The organism is Streptomyces sp. NPDC057702, from assembly GCF_042799315.1.
Lineage (GTDB): Bacteria > Actinomycetota > Actinomycetes > Streptomycetales > Streptomycetaceae > Streptomyces.
Genome location: NZ_JBHVJC010000010.1, coordinates 49,762 through 74,658, shown reverse-complemented (window position 1 = coordinate 74,658; position 24,897 = coordinate 49,762). Strand labels below are relative to the sequence as shown.

The following is a 24,897-nucleotide window of genomic DNA, read 5'->3' as shown; positions in this document are numbered from 1 at the left end:
GCGGCGGGCGGCGCGCGCGTGATGAGCGCGCGCCGCGCCGCGTTCGTACTGGGCTCCCTGGAGGTGTTCGGGCCGCTGTCCATGGACCTGTCCATGCCGCTCTTGCCCCACCTGGCCAGGGACCTGCACACCAGCGACAGCCTGGCCCAGGCGTCCATGTCGGTGTGCATGCTGGGGCTGGCGCTCGGCCAGTTGGTGGCGGGCCCGCTCAGCGACCGGCTGGGGCGGCGGCGGCCGTTGCTGTGGGGCGTGGCGCTGTTCACGGTCCTCTCGCTGCTGTGCGCGTTCGCGCCCACCATCGAGACGCTGCTCGTGCTGCGCTTCCTCCAGGGTGTCGCCGGGTCGGCGGGCATCGTCATCGCGCTCGCCGCCGCCCGGGACATCGCCACCGGCGCCGAACTGGCCCGGCTGCTCAGCCTGCTGGGCCTGGTCGGGGCGCTCGCCCCCATCCTGGCGCCGGTCATCGGCGGACAGCTGGCCGCCGTCCTCGACTGGCGGGGGCTGTTCGTCGTCCTCGCCGGCATCGGCGCCGCCCTGTTGGTCGTCTGTGCCACGCTGCTGCCCGAGACGCTGCCCGCCGGCCTACGGCACGCGGGCGGGTTCGCCGAGACGGGGCGACGGTTCCACGTGGTGCTGCGCGACCGCCTGTTCGTCTGCTACCTGCTGGTGGGCGCGTGCACCGGCACGGCGTTCTTCACCTATCTGGCGTCCATCAGCTTCGTCCTCCAGGACGGCTTCCACCTCAGCCCGCAGGCGTTCGGCGCCGTCTTCGCGATGAACGCGATCGTCGCGGTGTTCGGGTCGCTGTCCAACCGGGCCGTGGTGCGCGGGGCCGGCCCGGCGCGGATGTACGTCGTGGGGACGACGGCCACCGCGATCGCCGCGCTGGGTCTGCTCGCGGCGGCCGTCGCCGGCCTCGGCCTGACACCGCTGCTGATCGCCCTGGCGCTGGTGCTGTTCTGCTACGGCGTGATCAGCCCGAACAGCTCGACGCTGGCCCTCTCCGGCCACGGCGAGCGCGCCGGGACGGCGGCGGCCCTGCTCGGCATGTCGAGCTTCGCCGTCGGCCCCGTCATCGCACCGCTGGTCGCGCTCGGTGGCACGGGCCAGGTGACCATGGCGCTGACCATGGCGGTGGCGCTCGTGGTCGCCTGCGTACTGGTGTGGACCACCGTACGCCCCCGGCTGCGCGCGGCACCGGGTGCCGCACCCGTCGGGCGGCCCCACGTCGACGGGGCCGGGGCGCCCCACGACACCCTGCGCTGAACGACTCCGCCACGGGCCTGTACCGGCCGCTCCCCCACCCGGGGGCCTCGGTACGGGCCCGTGGCCGTGCCGTGGGCCGGGACGGCCACGGGGGCGCCGGCGGGTCGCCGGACGGAGGGGGCGCCGGACGGAGAGCGCCGGGGGCGGGGCCGCCACGAGCCCAGGAGCCGGGGCCGGGCGCCGCGGGCGCGGGGGCGCCCGGGGGTGGGCGTTCCGCACGCGAGCGGGAGCCCCGTCAGCCCTCGTGAGGTGGCTTCCGCCTGGCGCGGCCGCCCGCGGCGGGCTCGCGTGGAGCGGCCTCGCGCGATGCGATCTCCTACGACGGGCGCGCCGCGTGCGGCGGCCTTACGCGACGGGCTCGCCTCGTGGGCCGGTCGGGGGCGGACGCGGCGAGCCGCCGCCGGCAGGGGTGCCGGCGGCGGCTCGTGGGTGCGCTGGGGGACAGCTCGGGGCGGCCCGGGTGCGGGTGCGCCCGGGTGGCGGTCGGAGCCGTCACCCGGGGTGGGTCACCCGTCGCGCTGGCCCGGTTCGACGATGCCCAGGCCGTCGGCGCCGACCTGGACCGCGGACTCGTCCAAGGCGGCCTCGGTGACGGGCAGCGGGCGGCCGTCGAGGTCGAGCACCGGGGACGCCTCCTTGTACCAGGACTCGATCACCGCGTTGCCCCAGAAGTCCCGGCGGCGGTCGTCGCGGACGTTCCACCGGTAGGTCTCGTGGTCCGGGTCGCCGGTGTAGTAGTCGGAGGTGTAGATCTCCACCCGGTGGCCGTCGGGGTCGCGCAGGTAGAGGTAGAAGGCGTTGGAGACGCCGTGCCGGCCCGGGCCCCGCTCGATGTGGTGCTCCTTGCGCAGCGAGCCGAAGAGGTCGGCGGTGCGCAGCACCTGGTGCGACTCGTGCGTGGCCACGCCCACGTGGTGCAGGCGCGGACCCGCGCCGCCGGTGAAGGCGACGTCGTGGACGGTCTGCTTGCGGTACATCCACGCCGCGTACAGCTCGTGCTCGTCCCCCTCGATGGTCTCCGAGCAGCCGAAGCCGAGCGCCTGGTAGTGGGCGTAGGCGGCGGGGATGTCGGGGGTGCAGATGTTGAAGTGGTCCAGGCGGGCTATCTCGGCGCCCCGGCGCAGGTCGTAGCGCTGGATGTGGCGCTCGGCGCGCTCGATGTCGTGGAAGAACTCCACGGGGAAGCCGAGCGGGTCGATGACGCGGACGGCCTCGCCGACCCCGGGGGTGCCGGCGCCCTTGGGCACGCGGCGTACGGGCCGGCCCAGCGCCCGGAAGTACTCCTCGGCACGGTCGACGTCCTCGCTGGTACGCACCCGGTAGGCGAGGTGGTCCAGGGCCGGGGTCTCGCCCGCGCGCAGCACCAGGGAGTGGTGGGTGAGCTCGTCGGTGCCGCGCAGGCACAGCAGCGTGTCGTCCTCGTACTGGATGTGGAAGCCCAGCATGTCGGCCCAGAACCAGCGCGCCTTGGCCAGGTCGGTGACCACGAGCTGGGCGTAGGCGGAGCGGACGACGTCAGGAGGTGTGGTCATGGGATGCGACTCCTTGCCGGTCACGCGCCGAAGCGGGGGGTGTGGGGCTGACCGAGCATGACATGGACAATCTTCGACTCGGTGTAGAAATCGATACTATGCGCACCGCCCTCGCGGCCCAGGCCCGAGGACTTGACCCCGCCGAAGGGAGTCCGCAGGTCACGGACGTTGTGGGAGTTGATCCAGACCATGCCGGACTCGACGGCGTGCGCGATGCGGTGGCCGCGCTTGAGGTCGGAGGTCCACACGTAGGCGGCGAGCCCGTACTCGGTGGCGTTCGCCAGCTCGATGGCCTCGGCCTCGTCGTCGAAGGGCGCCACGGCCACCACGGGCCCGAAGATCTCCTCCTGGAAGATGCGGGCGTCGCGGGGGACGTCGGCGAAGACGGTGGGCTGGAGGTAGTTGCCCTCCGCCAGGTGCGCGGGGCGGGCGCCGCCGGCCACCAGCTTGGCCTCCCGTTGGCCGATCTCGACGTAGTCCAGGACGCGCGCGTAGTGCTCCGCGTGGACCAGGGCGCCGACCTCGGTGGTCGGATCGGCGGGCAGCCCGACGCGCACGCGCTCGGCGCGCTCGGCCAGGCGGCGGGTGAACTCCTCGTAGACCGGGCGCTCCACCAGGACGCGGGAGCCGGCGGTGCAGCGCTCCCCGTTCAGCGAGAAGACGCCGAAGACGACCGAGTCCAGCGCGGCTTCCAGGTCGGCGTCGGCGAAGAGCACGACCGGGGACTTGCCGCCCAGCTCCATGGAGGTCGTCTTGAGGTGGGTGGCCGAGCTGCGGACGATGTGCCGGCCGGTGTCGGTGGAGCCGGTGAAGGAGATCAGCGGCACCCGAGGGTGGTCCACCAGGGCCTGGCCGGCCTCCTCCCCGATGCCGTGCACGATGTTGACCACGCCGCTGGGCACGCCGGCCTCGTCCAGGATCTCCGGCCACAGGCTGGCGGAGAGCGGGGTCCACTCGGCGGGCTTGAGGATCAGGGTGCAGCCGGAGGCCAGCGCCGGGGCCAGCTTCCAGCTCTCCAGCATGAACGGCGTGTTCCAGGGGGTGATCAGGCCCGCGACGCCGATGGGGCTGCGCACGACGTAGTTGATCTGCTCGTCGCCGACCCGGAACGCCTCCTCGCCCAGGGAGACGATGACATCGGCGAAGTAGCGGAAGTTCTCGGCCGCCCGCCGGGCCTGGCCCCGGGCCTGGGTGATCGGCAGGCCCGAGTCGAAGGTCTCGAAGGTGGCCAGCCGCTCCTCGCGGGCCTCGATCGCGTCGGCGATGCCGTTCAGGATGCGGGCCCGGGCCCGGTTGGCCAGCTTGGACCAGGCGGGGAAGGCGTGCGCGGCGGCGTCGACGGCGCGCTCCACGTCGGCGGTGTCGCCGGCCGCCGCGGTGGCGTAGGGGGCGTTGGAGACGGGGTCGCTGACGGGGAAGGTGCGGCCGTCGGCGCTGTCGAGGAGCTCGCCGCCGATCCAGTGGCGGATCGTGGCGGGCAGGTCGGCCGGGCGGCCCGCGGTCAGGTTCGTGGACATGGTGTCTCTTCCCGTTGTGCCGGTGTGGGGGTCAGATCTGCTGGGTGAGGTCGCCGCCCTCGGCGAGCAGGGCGCGGATACGGGCCAGGCCGTCCTCGGTGGGCCCGGTGAGCGGCGGGCGCACGTGACCGGAGGCGATCCGGCCCTGCTGCTCCAGGACCCACTTGGCCGGCGCCGGGTTGGTCTCGACGAACAGCAGGTCCACCAGCGGGTGCAGCCGGTAGTGCAGCTCGCGCGCGGCGTCGAAGTCACCGGCCTCCCACAGCTCGTACATGCGGGCCACGGCGGTCGGCGCCAGGTTGGAGACCGCCGAGACGAAGCCGGCCCCGCCCAGGGCCAGCAGCGGCAGGCACAGCAGCTCGATGCCCGACCACACCAGCAGCTCGCGGCCGCAGGCGTGCAGGACACGCGAGAAGTGCTCGAAGTCCTTGGTGGTCTCCTTGACGCCGACGAAGTTGTCGAAGTCGGTGAACAGCCGGCGCACCGTCTCCGGCGCGATGTCCACGGCGGTGCGCGAGGGCACGTTGTAGGCGACCAGCGGCAGGTCGGGGAACTCGCGGGCCACCGTGGCGTACCACTGGTACAGCGCCTCCTGGGTGGGGCGCGCGTAGTACGGGGTGATGACCAGGGCGGCGTCGGCGCCCAGCTCGCGGGCCGCGGCGGTGATCTCCAGCGTCTCGTCCAGCTTGTGCGAGCCGGTGCCGGGCAGGAAGGGCACCCGGTCCTCGATGGCGTCCGCCGCGGTGCGCATGGCCGCCACGCGCTCGCTGACGGACTGCGCGGAGGGCTCGCCGGTCGAGCCGCCCAGCGAGATGCCGTGCGAGCCGGACTCCAGCTGCCAGTTGATCAGGCCGCGCAGGCTGTCGTGGTCGACCGCGCCGTCGGCGGTGAAGGGGGTGACGACGGGGGCGATGGACCCGCGGATGGTGGCGGGGTCGGTGCGGAACTTCATGGGTGGCTCCGTGGGTGGGTGGGGACGGGCTGCGTCATGCCTGGGTGGCGAGCCACCGCTGGTAGGTGTCCCGCCAGGCGGGGCCCAGCGGGTAGAGGCCCTCGATCGCCTCGCCGGCGGCGACCCGCTCGGCGATGAAGCGCTCCTGCGCCTCCTGCTCGGTGCTGTCGACGATGAGCGAGGCGGCCAGGTCGGGCGGGACGACGACGACCCCGTCGGCGTCGCCGACCAGGATGTCGCCGGGTTGCACGAGCGCCCCGCCGCAGGCGACGGGCACGCCGGTGTCCCAGGGGACGTGGCGGCGGCCCAGGACGGCGGGGTGTTCGGCGGCGTAGTACGTCGGAAGGTCCAGGTCGGCCACCGCGGCGCTGTCCCGCAGGCCGCCGTCGGTGACGATGCCGGCCGCGCCGCGCATCTGGGCCCGCAGCGCCAGGATGTCGCCGATGGTGCCGGAGGTGGGGTCGCGGCGGGCGTCCATGACCAGCACCTGGCCGGGGCGCAGTTCCTCGACGGCCCGCTTCTGGGCGTTCATGCCGTTGCCGTACCGCTGGAACAGGTCCTCGCGCAACGGCAGGTAACGCAGGGTGTGCGCGACACCGACGAGCTTGTCGCCCGGGCGGGTGGGGCGTACGCCGTCGATGGTCATGTGCTGGAGGCCGCGCTTGCGCAGCTGGGAGCTGAGGGTGGCGGTGGCCAGGCCGCGCAGCGCCCGGGCGGTGGCCTCGTCCAGGGCGGGCTCCGGCGCGTGGGCCGGGCCCCAGGCGTCGGCCCGCAGCGCGGCGCTCACGCGCGGCATGGCGCCCCAGTCGGCCAGGGTGTGCTCGGCCTCGGTGACCGTGTTGCGCAGCCGGCCGGTGGACATCAGCTGGTCCGGCGCGCTGACCTCCACCTCGACGGTGTCGCCGGGTGAGACGACCGAGGCGCCGGCCGGGGTGCCGGTCAGGATCACGTCGCCGGGCTCCAGGGTGACCAGCCGCGAGAGGTCGGCGATCAGGGTGCCGAAGGGGAAGAGCAGGGTGGCGGTGTCGGCGTCCTGGACGAGTTCGCCACCCACCCAGGTGCGCAGCCGCAGCGCGGCGGGGTCGAGCCCGGTGGCATCCAGCAGCCGGGGGCCGATCGGGGTGAAGCCGTCGGCGCCCTTGGAGCGCAGGTTGGAGCCCCGGTCGGCGTAGCGCAGGTCGTAGGCACCGGCGTCGTTGGCCGCCGTCACCCAGGCGACGTGGCTCCACCCCTGTTCGGGGGTGACGCGGTGCGCGCGGCGGCCGATGACCAGGGCGATCTCACCCTCGAAGGACATCAGCTCGCAGCCGCTGGGGCGGACCAGGGCGTCGTCGGTGCCGGCCAGCGACGAGGGGGGCTTGAGGAAGTACGACGGCTGGTCGGGGACGCGTCCGCGCTCCCTGGCCCGGCAGGGGTAGTTGAGGTGGACGGCGATGATCTTCGACGGCTGGGTTCCCAGCGGGTGCGGCATGGGAGTTCTCCTGTGCGTGAGCGGCGTCAGGCGCTGTGGTGAGGAGGTGCGGCGCCTGTCCCGCGCAGGCGTGGCGGGGTGGGGCGCGAGCGGCGGCGTCCGTCCCGGGTACGGGTCGGCCAGCGTCGCGACGCAGTAATCGTATACGATATCATGCATGGCATGGTGGGGAAGGCGCTCCTTTCCCACCGGCCGGGCCGGCCGGGGTGAGCGGATCGCCACGCGCCGATGACACTCGATGTGAGGATGTGCGACCGATGCAGAGTCGAACTGGTCTGACTGTCCGTACGTTCGCCCCCGCCCAAGCCGCCGGCGGGCCCCCCGTCCTGCTCGTGCACGGCTTCGGCTCCGACGGCCAGCGGGACTGGGTGGACACGGGCATCGCCCCGGCCCTGACGGCCGCCGGCCGGCTGGTGATCGTCCCCGACCTGCGCGGACACGGGCAGAGCCCGACACCGCTGACGGCCGACCAGGTCACCGCGCCGGCACTGGTCGCCGACCTGGTCACCGTGGTGGACGAGGCGGGCGCGCGGAACTTTGACGTCGTCGGCTACTCGCTGGGCGCCCGACTCGCCTGGGAGCTGCCCGCGGCGGCGCCCGGCCGGCTGCGGCGGGCCGTCCTGGGCGGGCTCAGCCCCGCCGAGCCCTTCGAGGCGGTGGACGTGGCGGCGCTGCACCGCGCGGTCGCCGACGGCACCGAGCCCGCCGACCCCTTCACCGCGGTGATCGCCGGCATGGTGCGCGCCCACGGGGACCGGGCGCCGGGCCTGGCCCGGTGCGTCGAGGGGCTGCGGAGCACTCCCTTCGTGCCGCACGCCTGGCCGGCGAGCACCCCGCCCCTGTTCGTCGTGGGCAAGGACGACTTCATGACGCGCGGCATCGAGCGACTCGTCGACCTGGTCGCCGGGTCGGCGCTGACCCAGGTCCCCGGCGAGCACCACGAGGTTCTCGCGGAGGGCGCGTTCCGCCGTACAGTCCTGGAAACACTCGCAGGGTGAGCGCACGAGGAGACAGCCGGGGTCGCGACGCGGCCGGCCTGGGGTAGGGGAAGACCGATGAGTACCACGGACAAGCAGACCCGCGCCAAGGGGTCCAAGGCCGAGCTCAGCTACGACCTGCTGCGCTCGCGCATCCTGGACGGGACCTACGGCCCCGGCTACCGGCTGGTGCTGAGCCAGCTCGCCCGGGAGACCGGGGTCAGCACGATCCCGTTGCGCGAGGCCCTGCGCAGGTTGCAGTCGGACGGGCTGGTCGAGGTCGTCCGCAACATCGGCGCGCGGGTGGCGGTCTTCGACGCCACGCAGGTGGAGCACTCGCTCCAGGTGCTGGCCCGGCTGGAGGGGTACGCGAGCGCGATCTGCGCGCCCCACATGACGGCACGGCACGTCGCACGCTCGCGCCAGGTCAACGCCCGGATGACGCGGGCCCTGGAGGACTTCGACCCGACGTCCTTCACCGCCCTCAACCGGGAGTTCCACTTCTCCCTCTACGAACACTGCCCGGACACGCACCTGGTCGCGCTCCTGGAGGCGGAGTGGGCGCGCCTCGACCACATGCGCCGCTCGACGTTCAGCTACGTCCCCGGGCGGGCCCGCCGCTCGGTCGCCGAGCACGAGCGGCTGCTGGAGCTGATCGAGACGGGCGCGCCGGCCCACGAGATCGAGCAGGTCGCCTGCGCCCACAAGATCGCCACGGCGGACGCGCTACGGCAGGCCAAGCCCGCCCCCTGACCCGCCCCGCCCGTGTCGGTCACCGCGCCCCACGGTGACCGACACGGGCGGTGACGTACGGGCGGGCCCCGGTCGGGGGCGGCCGGAGCGGGCGGCTCGCGCTCCCGACGGGCGGGGCGTGGGCGGCGGTGGGGGCTCGATACGGCGGGACGGGGCGGCGGCGGGGTGCTCGACGCGGCAGGGGGCGGCGGGGTCGGGCGGTGAGACACGGGGCGGCCGGCGGGGTCGGGGCCGCGACGTCGTCGGGCGGGCGGCGGTATCGGGCGCGAACTCGCGGATTTCGGGGGCGCGTAATCGTATACGATGCGGTATCTCGCCTGTTAGATTGAGCCGCATGTCCACCACCGACCCGACCGCGGGCGCGGTCAGCGCGGCGCGCTCAGCGCAGCCCGCCGGGGGGACCGTCGTCACCGTCACCGGCGAGATCGCGCCGGACGCGCTCGGCGTGGTCCTCCCCCACGAACACCTGCTGAGCGACTTCGCCCCGCCGAGCGACACGGCGGCCTCCTGGGCGGCGACGGGGCGCGAGCTGCCCGCCACCGCCGACGCGCTCCGGTTCTACCGCGCGCCCCTGACCATGGACCTCCTCGGCGAGATCGGCACCGGCGCCCCCAACCGGGACAACTGGCTGCTCGGGGACGAGGAGTTGGCCATCGCCGAGGCCACGGCCCTGCGCCGCGCCGGGGGCGCCACCCTGGTGGACGCCACGCCGGTCGGCCCCGGTCGCCGCCCGGCCGCGCTGCGCCGGATCGCCGAGGCCAGCGGCCTGCACATCGTCATGGGCGCGGGCCGCCACCACCCCGCCTGGCCCACCGAGTGGGCCGACCCCACCGCCGAGGAGCTGACCGAGGAGATCGTCCGCGACCTCACCGAGGGCGTGGACGGCGTACGGGCGGGCCTGATCGGACATCTCGCCGCGCTCGACCCGGATCAGCCCGCCGAGCGCGCCCTGCTGGTCGCCGCGGGCCGCGCGGCGGCGGCCACCGGCGCCGCCATCTCGCTCAGCCGCTCCCCCGAGGACGCCACCCAGCAGCGCGTACTCGATCTGCTCGGCGAACAGGGCGCGGACCTGACCCGGGTCGCCGTCGGGCACTGCGACGCGCTCGCGCCCCGCCCCGACGAGCTCGAACCTCTCCTGGAACGCGGGGTGTTCGTCCTGTTCGACCAGCTCGGCCGGCTGCCGTCGGCGCACGGCGTCAGCGACGACCAGGACGTGGCCACGGCCGTGGTCGAACTCGCCCGCCGTGGCCACGCCGGGCGCCTGCTGCTCTCCCAGGACGTCAGCACCCGGGCGCAGTTGCTCGCCTACGGCGGGGGCGGCTACGGCTTCGTGCTCCAGCAGTTCGTCCCCTACCTGCGGATGATCGGCGCCGACGACTCCCTCGTCGCCTCGCTGACCCTCCACAACCCCGGCCGTCTGCTCACCCTCGCGAACCGGAGGACGACGCCGTGAGCCGCTACCCCTTCGAGATCCCCGACCTCACCGGTCAGGCCCTGACCGTGGCCGGGCCGGTGGACCCGGCCACGCTCGGCCAGACCCTCATGCACGAGCACCTCTTCGTCGACCTGCGCCGACCGGCCGGCTTCCGGCGCCCCGGCGAGGACGCCCCCGAGGCGGCCGAGCCGCTGACGCTGGCCACGTTGGCCCGCACCCGGCACGGCGCCCCGAACGCCGACAACGACGTACTGGACGACTTCGACGAGATGCTCACCGAGGTGCTGGCCTTCGCCCGCCACGGGGGACGCACCATGGTCGAGGTCTCCCCCGAGGGCCTGGGCCGGGCGCCCGAGTCGCTGCTGCGGCTCTCGCGGGCCAGCGGGCTGAACATCGTCATGGGCGGCGGCTGGTACACCCCCACCTTCCACCCGGCGGACATGGCCGAGCGCGACGTCGACGCGCTGGCCGACGTCATCGTGCGCGACGTCGCCGTGGGCGTGGGCGACACCGGCATCCGCTCGGGCGTCATCGGCGAGGTCGGCGCGGAGACCGTGCCGTTGACCGACAACGAACTCAAGAGCGTCCGCGCCAGCGGGCGGGCGAGCCGGGTGACGGGCGCCCCGGTCACCTTCCACGTCGGCGGGGTCGGCCAGGACAAGTTCCGGGTGCTCGACATCCTGGAGGAGGAGGGCGTCCCCGCGCACAACGTCGTCCTGGGGCACGCCATGGAGGTGCTCGCCGACCCGGACTTCGCCCACCGGCTGCTGGCGCGCGGCGTCTTCGTCGAGTTCGACTTCCTCGCCTCGCCCGGCAGCCCCTGGGGCCACCTCGTCCTCACCAGCGACCACAAGATCGCCCGAGGCGTGGCGGAGCTGATCGAGCGAGGCTACGCCCACCAGATCCTGCTCGGCCACGACGTGTGCCAGAAGATCCAGCTCAAGCGGTACGGCGGCCAGGGGTACGACTACATCCCCCGGCACTTCCTGCCCGCCCTGCGCCGCCTCGGCGTAAGCCCGGAGGCGGTGCGCACGATCATGGTGGACAACCCCGCGCGCGCCCTCGCCTTCGCCGCGCCCGGCTGAGCCTCCCCGCACCCCCGACCAGCCCCGAACCCGCCCCGAGGGAGCACCATGCGCGTCGTCCCCGTCCCCTTCGACCCCACCCTGAGCGCGGTGCTCGACGCCATGCCCGAGGACGCGGGCCCCGACCCCGCGTCGGCCGGCGTCCCGGCGGTGCGCGAGGCCGCCTCGGCCATCCCCGCGCCGCCGGTCGCCGACGTCGTGGCCGGTCGGGAGATCGACGCCGAGGAGCGCACGGTTCCCGGCCCCGCCGGCGGGCCGGACCTGCGGGTGACCGTGTTGCGCCCGCGCGGCGTGCCGGGGCCGGTGCCGGGCCTGTACAACATGCACGGCGGCGGCATGATCAGCGGCCACCGCCACCACGACGTCCCCCGCCTGGCCGACCTGGTCGAGGAGCTCGGGGTGCTCGCCGTCAGCGTCGAGTACCGGCTGGCCCCCGAACACCCCGACCCGGCGCCGGTGGAGGACTGCTACGCGGGCCTGACGTGGCTGGTGGACCACGCCACGGAGCTGGGCGTGGACCCCGACCGCGTCGTCGTCATGGGCGGCAGCGCCGGGGGCGGCCTGGCGGCCGGCGTCGCGCTGCTGGCCCGCGACCGCCGGGGGCCGGCGCTGGCCGGCCAACTGCTGCTGTGCCCGATGCTCGACGACACCAACACCACGCTCTCCAGCCACCAGTACGAGCACAGCGGCACCTGGCGGCGCCCGATGAACCTCCTCGCCTGGCGGGCCCTGCTCGGCGACCGGGCGGGCGACCCCACGGCGGACCTGTCGCCCTACGCCGCCCCGACCCGGGCGGGCGACCTGTCGGGCCTGCCCCCCGCGTTCGTCGAGGCCGGCAGCGCCGAACTCTTCCGCGACGAGGACGTGGCGTACGCCTCCCGTATCTGGGCGGCCGGCGGACAGGCGGAGCTGCACATCTGGCAGGGCGCCTTCCACGGCTTCGACGTCTTCGCCCCCGGGCACGAGGTGACGCGGGCGGCGCTGGCCGCGCGCCGTTCCTGGCTGCGTCGCGTGCTCGCCCTCTGAACGCCCGCGCCGGGCCCCGCCCGCCGCCCCGCTCCCTCCCCCTCACCAGCCAGAAAGGTCGTCCATGTCGCAGACAGCGGACCTCATCCTGACCGGCGGCGACGTGTTGACCGTCGACGCCGCGTTCACCGTCGCCGAGGCGGTCGCCGTCCGGGCCGGCCGCGTCCTGGCCGTGGGCGGCGCGACGGAGGTCGCGGCGCTGGCCGGGCCCGACACCCAGGTGATCGACCTGGCCGGTCGCACCGTCCTGCCCGGGATCAACGACTCCCATCTGCACGGCGCCGCCTGGGCGTTGACCCGGCCGCCGTTCGCGCTGGACATCGGCCACCCGGCCGTGGAGTCGATCGCCGACATCGCCGACGCCGTGCGCGCGGCGGCGGCCGACACCCCGCGCGGGGAGTGGATCACCGGGCTCGGCTGGGACCTCGGCTACCTGGCGGAGTGCCTGGCCGACACCGCCCGCCGCCCGACACGCGCCGACCTGGACGCCGCCGCGCCGCACCACCCGGTCTGCCTGACCGACTTCTCCGGCCACATGGTCTGGGTCAACTCCACGGCGCTCGAACGCGCCGGCATCACCCGGGGCACCGAGTCCCCCTCGGGCGGGGTGATCGAGACCGACGCCACGGGAGAGCCCACCGGCATCCTCAAGGAGACGGCCCAGGCCCTCGTGCAGGCGCTGGTGCCACCCGCGACCGTGGCCCAGCGCAAGGAGGCGATCCGCCGGGCCGTCACGGCGCTGCACGCCCAGGGCATCACCAGCTACACGGAGCCGGGGCTCGGTCCGGGGGGCGCCGAGATCCTGGGCGGCGGCCTGGACGTGGGCACGCTGCACGCCTACGTCGAACTGGCCCGCGCCGGCCAACTGGACTCCCGGGTACGCGTCCTGCTGCTGCCCGCGCCCATGGGTGGTTCGGCGGCCGACGTGCGCGCCGGGCTGCGCGGGCTGGAGGTGCCGAAGGACGTGGACGAGCGCCGGCTCGCCGTCATCGGCGTCAAGGTCTTCGCCGACGGGGTGCCGCCGAACGAGACCGCGTGGATGCACGACCCGTACCCCGCCGGCGGTCACGGAGCGCTGTGCGTGCACGGCGCCGACGCGGGTCTCCAACAGGCCGAACTGGCCGAGATGATCCGGGTGGCGCACACGGCCGGACACCAACTGGGCGTGCACGTCACCGGCGACCGGGCCATCGACGCCGTGGTCGACGCGTTCGCCGACGCCCAGCGGGCCCACCCCCGCCCCGACGCCCGGCACTACATCATCCACGGCGACTTCGCCTCGCCGCGCAGCCTGGCGAAGCTGGCCGAGCACGGCTACGGCGTGAACATGAACCCCGCCATCAAGTGGACCATCGCGGACCTGATGGACGACGTCGTCGGCCGACAGCGGTCGGACTACCAGTGGCCGGTACGCTCCGCCGCCGAGGCGGGCATCGCCGTGTGCGTCGGCTCCGACGCCCCGATCACCCAACCCAACTGGCGACAGGGCGTGGCCGCCATGCTGCTGCGCGAGTCCAAGGCCACCGGCCGGGTCAGCGGCCCCGACCAGCGCGTCTCGTTGGAGACCGCGCTGCGCGCGTACACCGTCAACCCCGCCCGACAGGACTTCGCCGAGGGGTGGAAGGGCGCCATCGAGCCGGGCAAGGTCGCCGACCTGTGCGTCCTGGGCGGCGATCTGCGCGCCACCGACCCGCACGACATCCCCGACCTGCCCATCGACCTCACCGTCTTCGACGGCCGCGTCGTCTTCGACCGCGCGCGCGAGGGGCGCGACGAGCGCGAGGTCACGGCCGGGCAGGGCGGCCGGTAGCGGCGCGTACCCGGCCGCGCCCCCGGCGCGGCTCGTCCACGGGCGGGCCGCGCCGGGAGCACGGCGGGCGCACGGCGGGCGGCGCGAGCCCTCCACTCCACCGGCAGTAGTTGCGAATCTTTGCAATTCGACAAGTGACATACACTTCCGCCGTGACGGAAAACCTGCTCCCGTGCCCCACCTGCTCCAGCCCCCACACCTACGCGATGGGCGCACTGCTGGTCTGCCCCGAATGCGGGCACGAGTGGTCACCCGCGACCGAGGCGAGTGCCGACGGCGACAGCGGTGACGGCGACGGCGGTGACGGCGTGGTCCGGGACGCGGTCGGCAACGTGCTCGCCGACGGCGACACCGTGACCGTGGTCAGGAGCCTGAAGGTCAAGGGCAGCCCGGCCGGCATCAAGGCCGGCACCAAGGTGCGCGGCATCCGCCTCGTGGACGCCGTCGACGGCCACGACATCGACTGCCGCATCGACGGCTTCGGCGCCATGAAGCTCAGGTCCAGCGTGGTCAAGAAGGTCTGATCGCCGGCGGCGCGCCCCACGCCCCGCCCGCATCCGTCCACATCCCGACCACCACCCGGCCCTTCGTTGTTCATGATCGCCGGCACAACTCGACCCCGGGACCCCTGGTCTAACCGGAAGACCACGAGCACCACGGCGCACCGACGTCCCGAAGGGCCACTTCCGTATGCGCACCTACCGCACCATCGCCGCCACCGCCTCCCTCGCCCTCACCCTGGGCACGGCCGTCCTCGCGGCGCCGACCGCCCAGGCGGCCTCGAACGCCACGGCCACCGTCGTCCACCAGGACGGCGAGCTCTGGTACAAGGCCGCCCCCGGCCAGCGGAACAAGCTGACGGTCGGTGAGAAGATCGAGGAGCGCGACGAGTTCGCGTCGTACTACGTCCTCACCTTCCACGACCAGTACGACATCACCATCGACGCCAGCGCGGCGGAGTGGGACGAGTGCGCGTACCCCACGCCGGGCGATCGCACCACGGTGCGCTGCGCGGTGGAGATCCCGCTGAACTCGGATGACTCGGACAGCTACGACATCGATCTCGGCGACCAGGACGACACCGCCACCCTCGCGGCCGACAGCCACGCCTGGGCCGGGGTCCACGGCGGTGCGGGCAACGACGTGATCAAGGCGTCGGCGTCGGCGATGCTGCACGGCGAGGAGGGGAACGACCGACTGGAGGGGGGCGGCGGCCCGTTCGGCTTCGGCTCCTACGGCGGGCCGGGCAACGACACCCTCACCCGCTGCGGGCAGGACTGCTTCGGCGGTCCCGGGAACGACACCCTGGTCGGCACCGCCGAGGACAACACCCTGCACGGTGACGACGGCGACGACGTCCTGCGCGGCGGGGGCGGCGACGACGTCCTGTTCGGCGGCCGGGACGACGACACGCTGTACGGCGAGGCGGGCGACGACACGCTGTGGGGCAACAGCGGCGACGACGTGCTGTGGGGCGGCCCCGGCACGGACAAGCTCTCCGGCGGCGCCGGCCGCAACCAACTCCACCAGGACTGACCTCCACTCCGGTCGCCCCCGCGCGCCGACCGTCCGGCGGGGGTGGCCCGGCGGCCGGCGGGTGTGAGAGGCCCGGTGGGTCCGCGCCGGCACTCACGCGTCGACGGGCCGCCAGGTGGGACCGTCGACACCGGAGTGGACGCGCCCGAAGGGCACGTCGGCGAAGTGCACGCCGAAGCCGATCGTGTCGGGCTCCTGGAGTTCGGCGACCAGTCGGCGGCGGAAGTCGACCGCCCGCTCCGCGTCATGGTCGGACCACGCGGCCCACTCCGGGTGGCTGACCTGGATCGGCGAGTGCATCGCGTCGCCGAAGGCGATCAGCCGCCGCCCGCCGCCGGTGATGACGTAGGCGGTGTGGCCGGGCGTGTGCCCCAGCAGATAGCGGACCCGGACGCCGGGGAAGATCTCCTGCCCGTCGGCCACCGTCACCACCTGCGGCTCCAGCGCGGCCAGCGTCTCGGCGGGGGTGCCGTGGGCCGCCAGCAGGTGACGCTGGGACCACTCGGGCTCGGCCACCAGGTAGTCGGCGCCGGTGAAGGCGGGGCGCTCGCCCTCCGACGCGCGGTGCGCGGCCCAGCCGAGGTGGTCGATGTGCAGATGGGTGAAGGCCACCGCCTCGATGTCGGCGGGGCGATGGCCGAGACCGGCCAGGTTCTCCAGCAGGGCACCGCCGTGGGTGCGGCCGAGCGGGGCGTCCTCGCGGGCGGGCAGGGAGTACGGGCCGAACCCGGAGTCGATCAGCAGCGCGCGGTCGCCGTGCTCCACCAGCAGGGCGCCGATGCCGGCCACCAGGTAGCCGGCGTCGTCCAGGTATCCCGGATGCGCGGCCCACACCTCCTCGGTGGTCTCCGGGAGCCAGCCGCGCGGGGCGAGTTGCACCGCCCCGTCCGGGACGTGGGTCACCTTGGTCTCGCCGAGCCCGAGCGAGCGCAGCCGCGCGGGTCGGCGCAGCCGCTCGGGTTGGTGCGATGCGGTGGTGCTCATGGGTACTCGTTCCTCTCCGCGCACGACAGGGTCCGTCACCACGGGTTCCCGACCGGCGGCGACTCAGGCAACCGTATGCATCAAGCTTGAACCATGCAAGCTTGCAATATTCAATCTGGTCGCTCTTGCTAGGCTGGGGCGCATGACGAACCCGGACGCGCAGGCCGTCGCCGAGCGGGAGCTGTGCGGACTGATCAACGGCATGGCCCAGCAGATCGCGGAGCACGTCCGACAGCGGGCCGCCACCCTGGGTCTGACCGCGCCCCAGGCCACGGCGCTGCGCGAGCTGACCGGACCGATGACCATGCGGGAGCTCGCCGAGCGGATGAGCTGCGAGCCCTCCAACGCCACCTTCGTCGTGGACAAGCTGGAGAAGCGGTCGCTGATCGAGCGCCATCCCCACCCGACCGACCGCCGGGCCAAGCGGTTGGTCCTCACCGCACAGGGCGCCACGCTGCGCCAGCGGCTCCTCGGGCTGCTGGGCGAGGGCTCCCCGCTCGCCGGTCTGACCCAGGAAGAGCAGGGCACCCTGCACCACCTCCTGGCGCGAGCCACCCTCCACTCCTGAGCCGACCACCACCCGCCGCTGGCGTGGGGGCGCCGCCGGCCCCGCCCGGTCGGCGGCCCCCCGGTCCCGGCCTCGGCGGGCGGAACCCGTGGCTCAGGTGGCGTGGGGGGACAGCGGGGTCTGGGGGTGACGCAGGGTGTCCAGTACGACGCGGACGGCCGCACGCGGCGGCGAGCCACGGCGGATGGCCGCCGTGATGGTGCGCGTGACGGGGGTGGTGAGCTGCCGGCTGGCCACGCGATAGCGACTGTGCTCGACGGCCAGGCCGGGCAGCAGCGCGATCGACAGCCCGGCCTCGACGTGCTGGAGGGTCATCATGTAGTTGCCGAACCGGCACCTCACCCGTGGCTCGAAGCGAGCCTGACGGCACAGTCGCAGCGCGAGGTTGGCCATGTAGGACTGCGGCATGTCGAACGCCCACGACTCGTCCGCGTAGGCCGCCAGGTCCGCCGTGGCCCGCGCGGTGGCGGGATGGCCGGGCGGCACCACCAACAGGATCGGGTCCGCGCCCAGCGGGACCAGGTCCAGGTCGGGGCCGAGCGGGAGTTCGTCGAAGTCCGTGGTGGTGATAATGAGGTCCGCGTCGCCACCACGCAGCGCGGGCATGCTCTCGTGCGGCTCCAGTTGCAGCAGCTCCACGTCCAGATGCGGGTACGCCCGCGCCAGCCTGGTCACCGCCGGCACGGCCATGGTGTGGATCGCGCTCTGGAACGCCCCTAGGCGCACCAGCCCGGCCGGCTCGTCACCGAAGCCGCGCAGCTCCGCCTCGACGGTGCCCATGTGGTCGATGATCGCCCGCGCCCGCCGCGCGAGGATCTGCCCGGCCGGCGTCAGCCGCACGCGCCGGCCGGTGCGCTCCAGGAGGCGCGTGCGCGTCTCCGCCTCCAACACGGCCAGTTGCTGGGACACGCTCGACGGGCTCAGGTTGGCGGCCTGGGCGACCGCTCTGACGGTGCCCAGCGCGTCCAACTGGCTCAGCAGCCGCAGCCGCCAGGGGTTCAGCACGCCCCCATTGTTGTGCGGTTTCGCCGAACAGGACAGACGGAAGGGTGAGATGGACGCCCCACCGGGCGCGAACCTACCGTCGAACGCATGACTGCCTCGATCACCGCGCCCTCCTCCACCGAGACCTTCTGGTCCGACGCGCAGCGACACCTCGTGCGCTACGGCGGCGAGTTCACCCGTGAGATCATCGACCGCGCCGCCGGGAGCTTCCTGTGGGCCGCGGACGGGCGGAAGATCCTCGACTTCACCTCGGGCCAGATGAGCGCGATCCTCGGCCACTCGCACCCGGAGATCGTCGCGACCGTCCAGCGCCAGGTCGCCGGCCTGGACCACCTCTACAGCGGCATGCTCAGCCGCCCCGTGGTCGACCTCGCCCGCCGCCTGGCCGACACGCTGCCCGCGCCGCTGGAGAAGGTGCTGTTGCTGACCACCGGCGCGGAGTCGAACGAGGCCGCGGTGCGGATGGCGAAGCTGGTCACCGGCAAGCACGAGATCGTCTCGTTCGCGCGCTCGTGGCACGGCATGACGCAGGCCGCCGCCTCCGCCACCTACAGCGCGGGCCGTCGCGGCTACGGCCCGAGCGCGCCCGGCAACTTCGCCATCCCCGCGCCGAACGCCTACCGGCCCGACATCACCGCGCCCGACGGCTCGCTGGACTGGCGGCGCCAACTGGACCTGGCCTTCGACCTGATCGACGCCCAGTCGACGGGCAGCCTGGCCGCGTGCCTGGTCGAGCCGATCCTCAGCTCGGGCGGCATCATCGAGCCGCCCGTCGGCTACTTCGCGGCCCTGCGCGAGAAGTGCCGGGAGCGCGGCATGCTCCTGATCCTCGACGAGGCCCAGACCGGCCTGTGCCGCACCGGGACCTGGTACGCCTTCGAGCGCGACGGCATCGTTCCCGACATCCTCACCCTGTCCAAGACGCTCGGCGCCGGGCTCCCGCTCGCCGCGGTGGTCACCAGTGCGGAGATCGAGCAGGAGGCGTACGAGCGCGGGTTCCTGTTCTTCACCACCCACGTCTCCGACCCGCTGGTGGCCGCCGTCGGCAACACCGTGCTCGACGTCCTGCTCCGCGACGGGCTCGACGAGCGCGCGCGACGGCTGGGCGCGCTGCTGCGCCGGGGCCTGGAGGAGATCGCCGAGCGGCATCCGGTGGTGGGGGACGTCCGCGGCCGGGGTCTGCTGGCCGGCGTCGAACTCGTCGCGGACCGGGCGACCAAGGAGAGTTCGAGCGAGCTGGGCGCCCGGGTCACCCGGCGCTGTCTCGCACTCGGTCTGCACACCAACATCGTCCAGCTCCCGGGCATGGGCGGCGTGCTGCGCATCGCCCCGCCGCTGACCGTGACCGAGGACGAACTCGCGCTCGGCCTGTCGATCCTGGACGAGTCGATCAGCGCCGCCGGCGCCACACTCTGAACCCGCCGCGCCACCCGACGCCACCTCACCGGCCCCGCCGGGGCCGGTGAGGCCCCCTCACGCGCCTGTGTCGCGATCCCCCGCGCGCCCCCCGGCGGGCTACCCCTCTTGATCGCGGGGGCGGTAGCTTCTTCGAGGTCGAAGCCCCGCGCGAGCGTCGCGACGGCTTCGCACCGGAACGTGAGCTGGTGGCACGGCAGGACCGGGAGGGCGGCAGGACATGGCGAAGACCCACGCGACGACGACCCCGCGCGAACGCTACCGCGCCCAGGTGCGCACGGAGATCAAGGAGCGCGCATGGGAGCAGATCGCCACGACCGGAGCCTCCGCGCTCTCCCTCAACGCGATCGCCAAGCACATGGGCATGAGCGGCCCCGCGCTCTACCGGTACTTCGCCAGCCGTGACGACCTGATCACCGCCCTGATCCGGGACGCGTACCGCGACCTGGCCGACGCCATCCGCGCGGCCTCGGCGGCCGGCCCCGACCTCGCCGCGCTGGCGCACGCCCTGCGCAGGTGGGCGCTGGCCGACCCGCAGCGGTACTTCCTGGTGTACGGCACGCCCGTGCCCGGCTACCAGGCGCCCGCCGACACCACCGCGATCACCGTCGAGATGATGACGCTCATGCTCGACGCCTGCGCCGCCCTCCCCACCGGCGGGCCGACGACGCCGTTCGAGGAACACCTCGCGGATCACCGCCGATGGGCCGGCGACCACCCCGCCCCGACCGAGGCGCTACGCCGTGCCCTGTTCTTCTGGACCCGGCTGCACGGCATCGTCTCGCTGGAACTCGCGGGCCACTTCGCCGGCATGGACTTCGACCCGGCCCAGCTCTTCGCGGCCGAACTGGACCACCTGCTGGCGAGCTGACCACCCGCCCCGGCCGAGCGGGCGAGCGGGCCCGCCCGGACCGGAACACGACGGCGACACCGCGGCGACACGACTGGCGGACGGACGGCGCGCGCGAAGGCGGGGCCGTCAGCGCGGCGGTGTGCCGGCGCGTTCGCCGCCCGGCGCCGGGGCGCTGGGGGCGCGCTCGCCCGCCGGGACGGGCTCCTCAGCCTCCTCCCGCGCGCCGCCGATGGTGCCGACGTGCCGCAGCACGACGGCGGACAGGAGTGCGAGGACCAGCGTGCTCGCCGAGGCGACCAGCATCGCGACGTTCAACCCGGCGGTGGCCGCCTCCTTGGCCTGGTCGAGCCAGCCGGCGGGCAACCGGTCCGCCGACGAGGTCGCGCCGGCCAGGCTGTCGCCCGCCGCTCGGGCCGCCTCGGCCGGCGCGGTGGCCGGGATCGTGTCGGCGACGCGGTCGCGGTAGACGGCGGTGGCCAGGCTGCCCAGGGTGGCCACACCGAGCGCCAGGCCCAGTTCCTGCACGGTCTCCGAGAGCGCCGAGGCCGAGCCCGCCTTCTCCGGCGGCGCGGCGCCCACCACCAGGTCCGTCCCCAACGAGGCGATCGCCCCGAGCCCGAGGTAGACCAGCCCGAAGCCGATCACGATCGGGGTGGTGCCGCCCGTGGCGTCCACCCGGGCCAGCAGCAGATAGCCCACGGTGGACAGGGCCAGCGTGCCGGCCACCACCATGCCCGGCGGCACCCGGCGGGCGAGCAGCGGCGCCCCGATCGCGGCCAGGAACATCATCAGCGCGGGCGGCCCCATCCACAGGCCCGCCTCGACGGGCGGCAGGTCCGCCACGAACTGGAGCTGCTGGGTGATCAGCAGCATCGCGCCACCGACGCCGACCAGCCCGAGCAACAGGACGCTCAGCGCGGCGCTGAACGTACGGTCGGTGAACAGCCGCACGTCCAACAGCGGACTGGCCAGGGTGCCCTGGCGGCGGACGAAGAGCGTCGCGAAGACCAGGCCGACCACCGCCGCCAGGACCGTGGGAGCCCGCAGACCGTCGTCGGCGACCCGCTTGACCGCGTAGACCAACGGCAGGATCGCGACCAGCGACAACCCGACACTGAGCAGGTCGAACCGGCCAGCCCGGGGCGCCCGGTACTCGGGGATCAGCAGGGGCGCGGCCACCAGCAGCACGAGGGCGACCGGAACGGCGAGCAGGAAGGCCGAACCCCACCAGAACCGGGCCAGCAGCGCCCCGCCGACCACCGGCCCCAGAGCCATGCCCAGCGCGAAGCTGGTGGCCCAGATCCCGATCGCCAGCGAGCGCTGGCGCTGGTCGGCGAACATGTTGCTGATCAGGGCCAGGGTGGACGGCATCAGCGTGGCGCCGGCGATGCCCAGCGCGGCGCGGGCGGCGATGAGCGTGCCCGCGCTGTCGGAGTAGGCGGCCAGTACCGAGACCGCGCCGAAGGCGGCGGCCCCGATCATCAGCAGCCGACGCCGGCCGATCCGGTCGCCCAGCGTGCCCATGGTGATGAGGAAGCCGGCGATCAGAAAACCGTACGCGTCCATGATCCACAGTTCCTGGGTGCCGCTGGGGCGCAGATCCTCGGCCAGGGAGGGCAGGGCCAGGTAGAGCACGGTCACGTCCAGGCCGAGCAACACGGTGGGCAGGGCGAGAACAGCCAACCCACCCCACTCCCGGGGGCCGGCGCTGCGTACGGTCGGTGTGCTCATGGCGATTCCCCGCGGGTCGGGTGTGGGTGGGCGCGGCCACTGTGCGGGGCGGCACGCACGGTTTCCTGACGGTGGTCCGGAGCTAGACTGCGGAACCATGCGCTACGGGGTGCTCGGGCCGCTGACCGTCTGGGACGCCGAGGGGCGGCCGGTCAGGGTGCCCGAGGTGAAGGTGCGCGCGCTGCTGGCGAACCTGCTGGTCCACGGGGGCGGCCCGGTCCCGGCGGACCGGCTCATCGAGGACCTGTGGCCGGACAGCCCGCCGGGCGGGTCGGCCAACACGTTGCAGACCAAGGTCTCCCAGCTGCGGCGCGTGCTGGGCCGGGAACGGGTGGTCCGCGAGCCCGCCGGCTACCGGCTGCTGCTGGAGGACGACGCCCTGGACGCGCTGCGCTTCCAGGAGTTGGCCGACCGCGCGCGGGCCCGCCGGGAGCCGGCGGTGCGCGGCGGGCTGTTCGCCGACGCGCTGGCCCTGTGGCGGGGCCCGGCCTACGCCGACGTCGCCGGGTCGCTGTTCGCGCGGGGGGAGATCGACCGGCTGGAGGAGCTGCGGCTGACGGTCGTCGAGGACCAGGCCGAGGTGCGGCTGACGCTGGGCGAGCACGCGGCGCTCGCCGGCGAGCTGGGTGACCTGGTGGCCCGGCATCCGCTGCGCGAGCGGCTGCGCATGGCCCACATGCGCGCGCTGTACCGCGCCGGGCGACAGGGCGACGCGCTGCGCGGCTTCGAGGAGCTGCGGCGTCACCTGGCCGAGGAGCTGGGGGTCTCGCCCGGGCCCGAGGCCCGCGCGCTGCACGAGGCGATCCTGCGCCAGGAGGCGCACCTGGCGCCGCCGACCGTCACCTCCCCGTCCTGCCGCACCAACCTGCCCGCGCCGCTGACCGCGCTGATCGGCCGGCGGGAGGCGGTGGAGCGGGTACGCGCCCGGTGGAGCGAGGGGGCCGGCGCCCGGCTGGTCACGCTGGTCGGGCTGGGCGGCGTGGGCAAGACACGGCTGGCGATCGCGGCGGCGCGCGACACGGCGGAACGGTTCACCGCCGGCGTGTGGCTGGTCGAACTGGCGGGCCTGAGCACCACCGCCACCCCGGACGACATCGCCGAACGGGTCATCACCACGCTGGGCCTGTGCGACACCGCCGCCAGCGAGCCCGACCTGGACGACCTGGTGGGGTGGCTGTGCCGGGCGGTGGCCGGCAAGCGGCTGCTGATCGTGCTGGACAACTGCGAGCACCTGGTCGAACCGGTCGCCACGCTGGCGGGAGCCGTGCTCGCCACCGTGCCCGGCGGGCATCTGCTGGTCACCAGCCAGGAGGCGCTGGGCATTCCCGGCGAGGTGGTGCACCCGGTGCCGCCGCTGGCGCTGCCGGAGGACGCCGACCCGGCGGCCGTCGCCCGCTCCAGCGCGGTCCAGCTGTTCGTCGAGCGGGCCTCGGCGGCGGCGCCGGGCTTCGCCCTGGACGCGGACAACGCCCAGGCCGTCGCCCTCATCTGCCGCCGCCTGGACGGCATTCCGCTCGCGCTGGAACTCGTGGCCTCCCGGCTGCGGACGCTGAGCCCCCACGAGCTCGCCGCCTGCCTGCACCACCGGTTCCCCCCGCCCGAGGTGCGGGCGCGCGGGCTGCCCGCCCGGCAGCGAACGTTGCGGAGCATGCTCGACTGGAGCTGGCAGTTGCTCTCCGCCGACGAGCGGGCCGTGTTGCGGCGGCTGGCCGTGCACGCCGACGGCTGCACGCTGCCCACCGCCGAGGCCGTCTGCGCGGACACGGAGCTCAGCGCCGACCGGGTACCCGACCTGCTGGCCCGGCTGGTGGACCGCTCGCTGGTGGCCCGGGAGGCCGACCGGTTCCGGCTGCTCGAATCGGTGGCCGCCTACGGCGCGCAGCGGCTCGCCGAAGCGGGCGAGACGGCCGCCGTCCAGGCGCGCTTCGTCCGCTGTCACGTCGAGCTGGCCGAGCGCGAGGACACCCGGCTCCGCGGCCCCGACCAGCGGCGTTGCCTGGAGCGACTGGACGCGCAGACGGTCAACCTGCGCCGCGCCCTGGACCTGGCCGTCGCCGGGGACGACGCCGGGCACGCACTGCGGCTGGTCAACGCGATGGCGTGGTTCTGGTACCTGCGCGGGCGGCTGACGGAGGCCCGCAGATCGCTCCAGGCGGCGCTGGCCACCTCCGGTGACGGGGGCCGGGCCGCCCGCGCGACGGCACGGGCCTGGCTGGCCGGGATCGAGCTGCGGACGGCGTCGGCCGGCGCGGCACCCGAGTGGGCGGACGCGGGCCCGGACCCGGCCGGCGATGTCGCCGATCCGGTGCTGCGCGCCCGGTTGCGGTGGTTCGTCGGCACGGGACTGGCCACGCACGGCCAGCCCCGCGCGGGGCGCCGCCTGGTGGAGGCGAGCCTGGCCGGCGCGCGGGCCGCCCGGGACCGGTGGGGCGAGGCGGCGGCACTGGTCGAACTCGCCGGCCTCGCCCCGGCCCAGGGCGCGCCCGCCGCCGAGCTGGGGGCCGCGCTGTTCCACGAGGCCGGGGACCGTTGGGGGCAGCTTCGGGCCACGCGCGCGCTGGCGCGGGTGGCCGCGCGCGAGGGCGATCACGCGCGCGCGGAGCGGCTGCACCGGGAGGGGCTGCTGGTGGCCGAGGAGCTCGGGCTGTGGACCGAGGTGGTCGAGGCGCTGACCCGGCTCGGCCGGGCGGCGCTGTCCGGCGGCCACGCCCGACGGGCGGGCGAGCTGTACGAGCGCGCGCGGGCCGTCTCGGCCGAACGGGCCTACCCGCGCGGCGAGATCCGGGCCGAGATCGGCCTGGGGCGCGTGGCGCGGGCGCGGGGCGACGCGGAGGCCGCCCGCCGCCATCTGCACCGGGCGCTGGCCAAGGCCCGTTCGCGCGAGCACCTCAGCGACGCGGTCACCGCGCGAGCGGAACTGGACCTCCTCCCCCGCCCCTGACCCGCCCGGGCCGGGTAGCGCCGGGTCGGGGTGGGGGCT

The 24,897-nt window shown here is 74.5% G+C and carries 20 protein-coding genes; 13 read left to right on the top strand and 7 right to left on the bottom strand.

The genetic code is table 11. The features are described from left to right. The first annotated feature begins 21 nt into the window (after positions 1 to 21). Positions 22 to 1,266 (top strand): multidrug effflux MFS transporter, encoded by a 1,245-nt coding sequence (locus ACFVFR_RS09530; protein ID WP_383699200.1) that lies wholly within the window; start codon positions 22 to 24, stop codon positions 1,264 to 1,266. Between the two features lie 506 nt (positions 1,267 to 1,772). Here the strand turns inward: ACFVFR_RS09530 and hpaD are convergent. The 4 genes from hpaD to ACFVFR_RS09510 are packed head-to-tail and all read right to left on the bottom strand — an operon-like array spanning position 1,773 to position 6,738. Beyond that, positions 1,773 to 2,798 carry a 3,4-dihydroxyphenylacetate 2,3-dioxygenase gene (gene hpaD, locus ACFVFR_RS09525; RefSeq protein WP_383699198.1) on the bottom strand — a complete coding sequence of 342 codons (1,026 nt, stop codon included), beginning with the start codon at positions 2,796 to 2,798 and terminating at the stop codon, positions 1,773 to 1,775. A gap of 20 nt (positions 2,799 to 2,818) precedes the next feature. After that, complete coding sequence (gene hpaE / locus ACFVFR_RS09520) at positions 2,819 to 4,315, bottom strand: 5-carboxymethyl-2-hydroxymuconate semialdehyde dehydrogenase (RefSeq protein ID WP_383699196.1); 1,497 nt, start codon at positions 4,313 to 4,315, stop codon at positions 2,819 to 2,821. A gap of 31 nt (positions 4,316 to 4,346) precedes the next feature. Beyond that, the gene (dapA, locus tag ACFVFR_RS09515; RefSeq protein WP_383699194.1) at positions 4,347 to 5,267 is read right to left on the bottom strand and encodes a 4-hydroxy-tetrahydrodipicolinate synthase; all 921 of its coding nucleotides are present in this window, start codon (positions 5,265 to 5,267) and stop codon (positions 4,347 to 4,349) included. A 34-nt stretch (positions 5,268 to 5,301) separates the two neighbouring features. Beyond that, positions 5,302 to 6,738 carry a fumarylacetoacetate hydrolase family protein gene (locus ACFVFR_RS09510; protein WP_383699192.1) on the bottom strand — a complete coding sequence of 479 codons (1,437 nt, stop codon included), beginning with the start codon at positions 6,736 to 6,738 and terminating at the stop codon, positions 5,302 to 5,304. A 257-nt stretch (positions 6,739 to 6,995) separates the two neighbouring features. Here ACFVFR_RS09510 and ACFVFR_RS09505 point away from each other — a divergent pair, with 257 nt between their 5' ends. The 8 genes from ACFVFR_RS09505 (at position 6,996) to ACFVFR_RS09470 (ending at position 15,360) form a co-directional block, all read left to right on the top strand. Then, entirely contained in the window at positions 6,996 to 7,736 is a 741-nt protein-coding gene (locus ACFVFR_RS09505; RefSeq protein WP_383699190.1) for an alpha/beta fold hydrolase, read from the top strand. A 57-nt stretch (positions 7,737 to 7,793) separates the two neighbouring features. After that, positions 7,794 to 8,468, top strand: coding sequence for a GntR family transcriptional regulator (locus tag ACFVFR_RS09500; protein WP_383699189.1), 675 nt, complete (start codon positions 7,794 to 7,796; stop codon positions 8,466 to 8,468). 334 nt (positions 8,469 to 8,802) lie between these two features. Then, positions 8,803 to 9,921, top strand: a complete 1,119-nt coding sequence (locus ACFVFR_RS09495) for a phosphotriesterase (protein ID WP_383699187.1) — start codon at positions 8,803 to 8,805, stop codon at positions 9,919 to 9,921. Next, positions 9,918 to 10,988, top strand: a complete 1,071-nt coding sequence (locus tag ACFVFR_RS09490; RefSeq protein WP_383699185.1) for a phosphotriesterase — start codon at positions 9,918 to 9,920, stop codon at positions 10,986 to 10,988. Before ACFVFR_RS09495 ends, ACFVFR_RS09490 begins: the two co-directional genes overlap by 4 nt. A gap of 48 nt (positions 10,989 to 11,036) precedes the next feature. After that, positions 11,037 to 12,014, top strand: a complete 978-nt coding sequence (locus ACFVFR_RS09485) for an alpha/beta hydrolase (RefSeq protein WP_383699183.1) — start codon at positions 11,037 to 11,039, stop codon at positions 12,012 to 12,014. Positions 12,015 to 12,078: 64 nt separating this feature from the next. Continuing rightward, positions 12,079 to 13,824, top strand: a complete 1,746-nt coding sequence (locus ACFVFR_RS09480; protein ID WP_383699181.1) for an amidohydrolase — start codon at positions 12,079 to 12,081, stop codon at positions 13,822 to 13,824. A gap of 152 nt (positions 13,825 to 13,976) precedes the next feature. After that, on the top strand, positions 13,977 to 14,348 hold the full coding sequence (locus ACFVFR_RS09475) for a zinc ribbon domain-containing protein YjdM (protein WP_383699179.1): 372 nt from the start codon (positions 13,977 to 13,979) through the stop codon (positions 14,346 to 14,348). A 166-nt stretch (positions 14,349 to 14,514) separates the two neighbouring features. Beyond that, on the top strand, positions 14,515 to 15,360 hold the full coding sequence (locus ACFVFR_RS09470) for a calcium-binding protein (protein WP_383699177.1): 846 nt from the start codon (positions 14,515 to 14,517) through the stop codon (positions 15,358 to 15,360). Positions 15,361 to 15,453: 93 nt separating this feature from the next. Here the strand turns inward: ACFVFR_RS09470 and ACFVFR_RS09465 are convergent, their stop codons facing one another. Then, positions 15,454 to 16,344, bottom strand: coding sequence for an MBL fold metallo-hydrolase (locus ACFVFR_RS09465; protein WP_383699175.1), 891 nt, complete (start codon positions 16,342 to 16,344; stop codon positions 15,454 to 15,456). A gap of 142 nt (positions 16,345 to 16,486) precedes the next feature. Between ACFVFR_RS09465 and ACFVFR_RS09460 the strand changes: the two genes are divergently transcribed. Next, the gene (locus ACFVFR_RS09460; protein WP_383699173.1) at positions 16,487 to 16,912 is read left to right on the top strand and encodes a MarR family winged helix-turn-helix transcriptional regulator; all 426 of its coding nucleotides are present in this window, start codon (positions 16,487 to 16,489) and stop codon (positions 16,910 to 16,912) included. Positions 16,913 to 17,005: 93 nt separating this feature from the next. Here ACFVFR_RS09460 and ACFVFR_RS09455 read toward each other — a convergent pair whose 3' ends face one another. Next, positions 17,006 to 17,917, bottom strand: a complete 912-nt coding sequence (locus ACFVFR_RS09455) for a LysR family transcriptional regulator (protein ID WP_383699171.1) — start codon at positions 17,915 to 17,917, stop codon at positions 17,006 to 17,008. Between the two features lie 87 nt (positions 17,918 to 18,004). Here ACFVFR_RS09455 and ACFVFR_RS09450 point away from each other — a divergent pair, with 87 nt between their 5' ends. Next, positions 18,005 to 19,333 (top strand): aspartate aminotransferase family protein, encoded by a 1,329-nt coding sequence (locus tag ACFVFR_RS09450; protein ID WP_383699169.1) that lies wholly within the window; start codon positions 18,005 to 18,007, stop codon positions 19,331 to 19,333. Positions 19,334 to 19,553: 220 nt separating this feature from the next. Beyond that, positions 19,554 to 20,204 carry a TetR/AcrR family transcriptional regulator gene (locus tag ACFVFR_RS09445; protein WP_383699167.1) on the top strand — a complete coding sequence of 217 codons (651 nt, stop codon included), beginning with the start codon at positions 19,554 to 19,556 and terminating at the stop codon, positions 20,202 to 20,204. A gap of 108 nt (positions 20,205 to 20,312) precedes the next feature. Here the strand turns inward: ACFVFR_RS09445 and ACFVFR_RS09440 are convergent, their stop codons facing one another. Continuing rightward, positions 20,313 to 21,917 carry an MFS transporter gene (locus tag ACFVFR_RS09440; protein WP_383699165.1) on the bottom strand — a complete coding sequence of 535 codons (1,605 nt, stop codon included), beginning with the start codon at positions 21,915 to 21,917 and terminating at the stop codon, positions 20,313 to 20,315. Between the two features lie 97 nt (positions 21,918 to 22,014). On the opposite strand from ACFVFR_RS09440, the gene ACFVFR_RS09435 reads away from it, so the two are divergent. After that, complete coding sequence (locus ACFVFR_RS09435; protein ID WP_383699163.1) at positions 22,015 to 24,858, top strand: BTAD domain-containing putative transcriptional regulator; 2,844 nt, start codon at positions 22,015 to 22,017, stop codon at positions 24,856 to 24,858. Positions 24,859 to 24,897 lie beyond the last annotated feature (39 nt).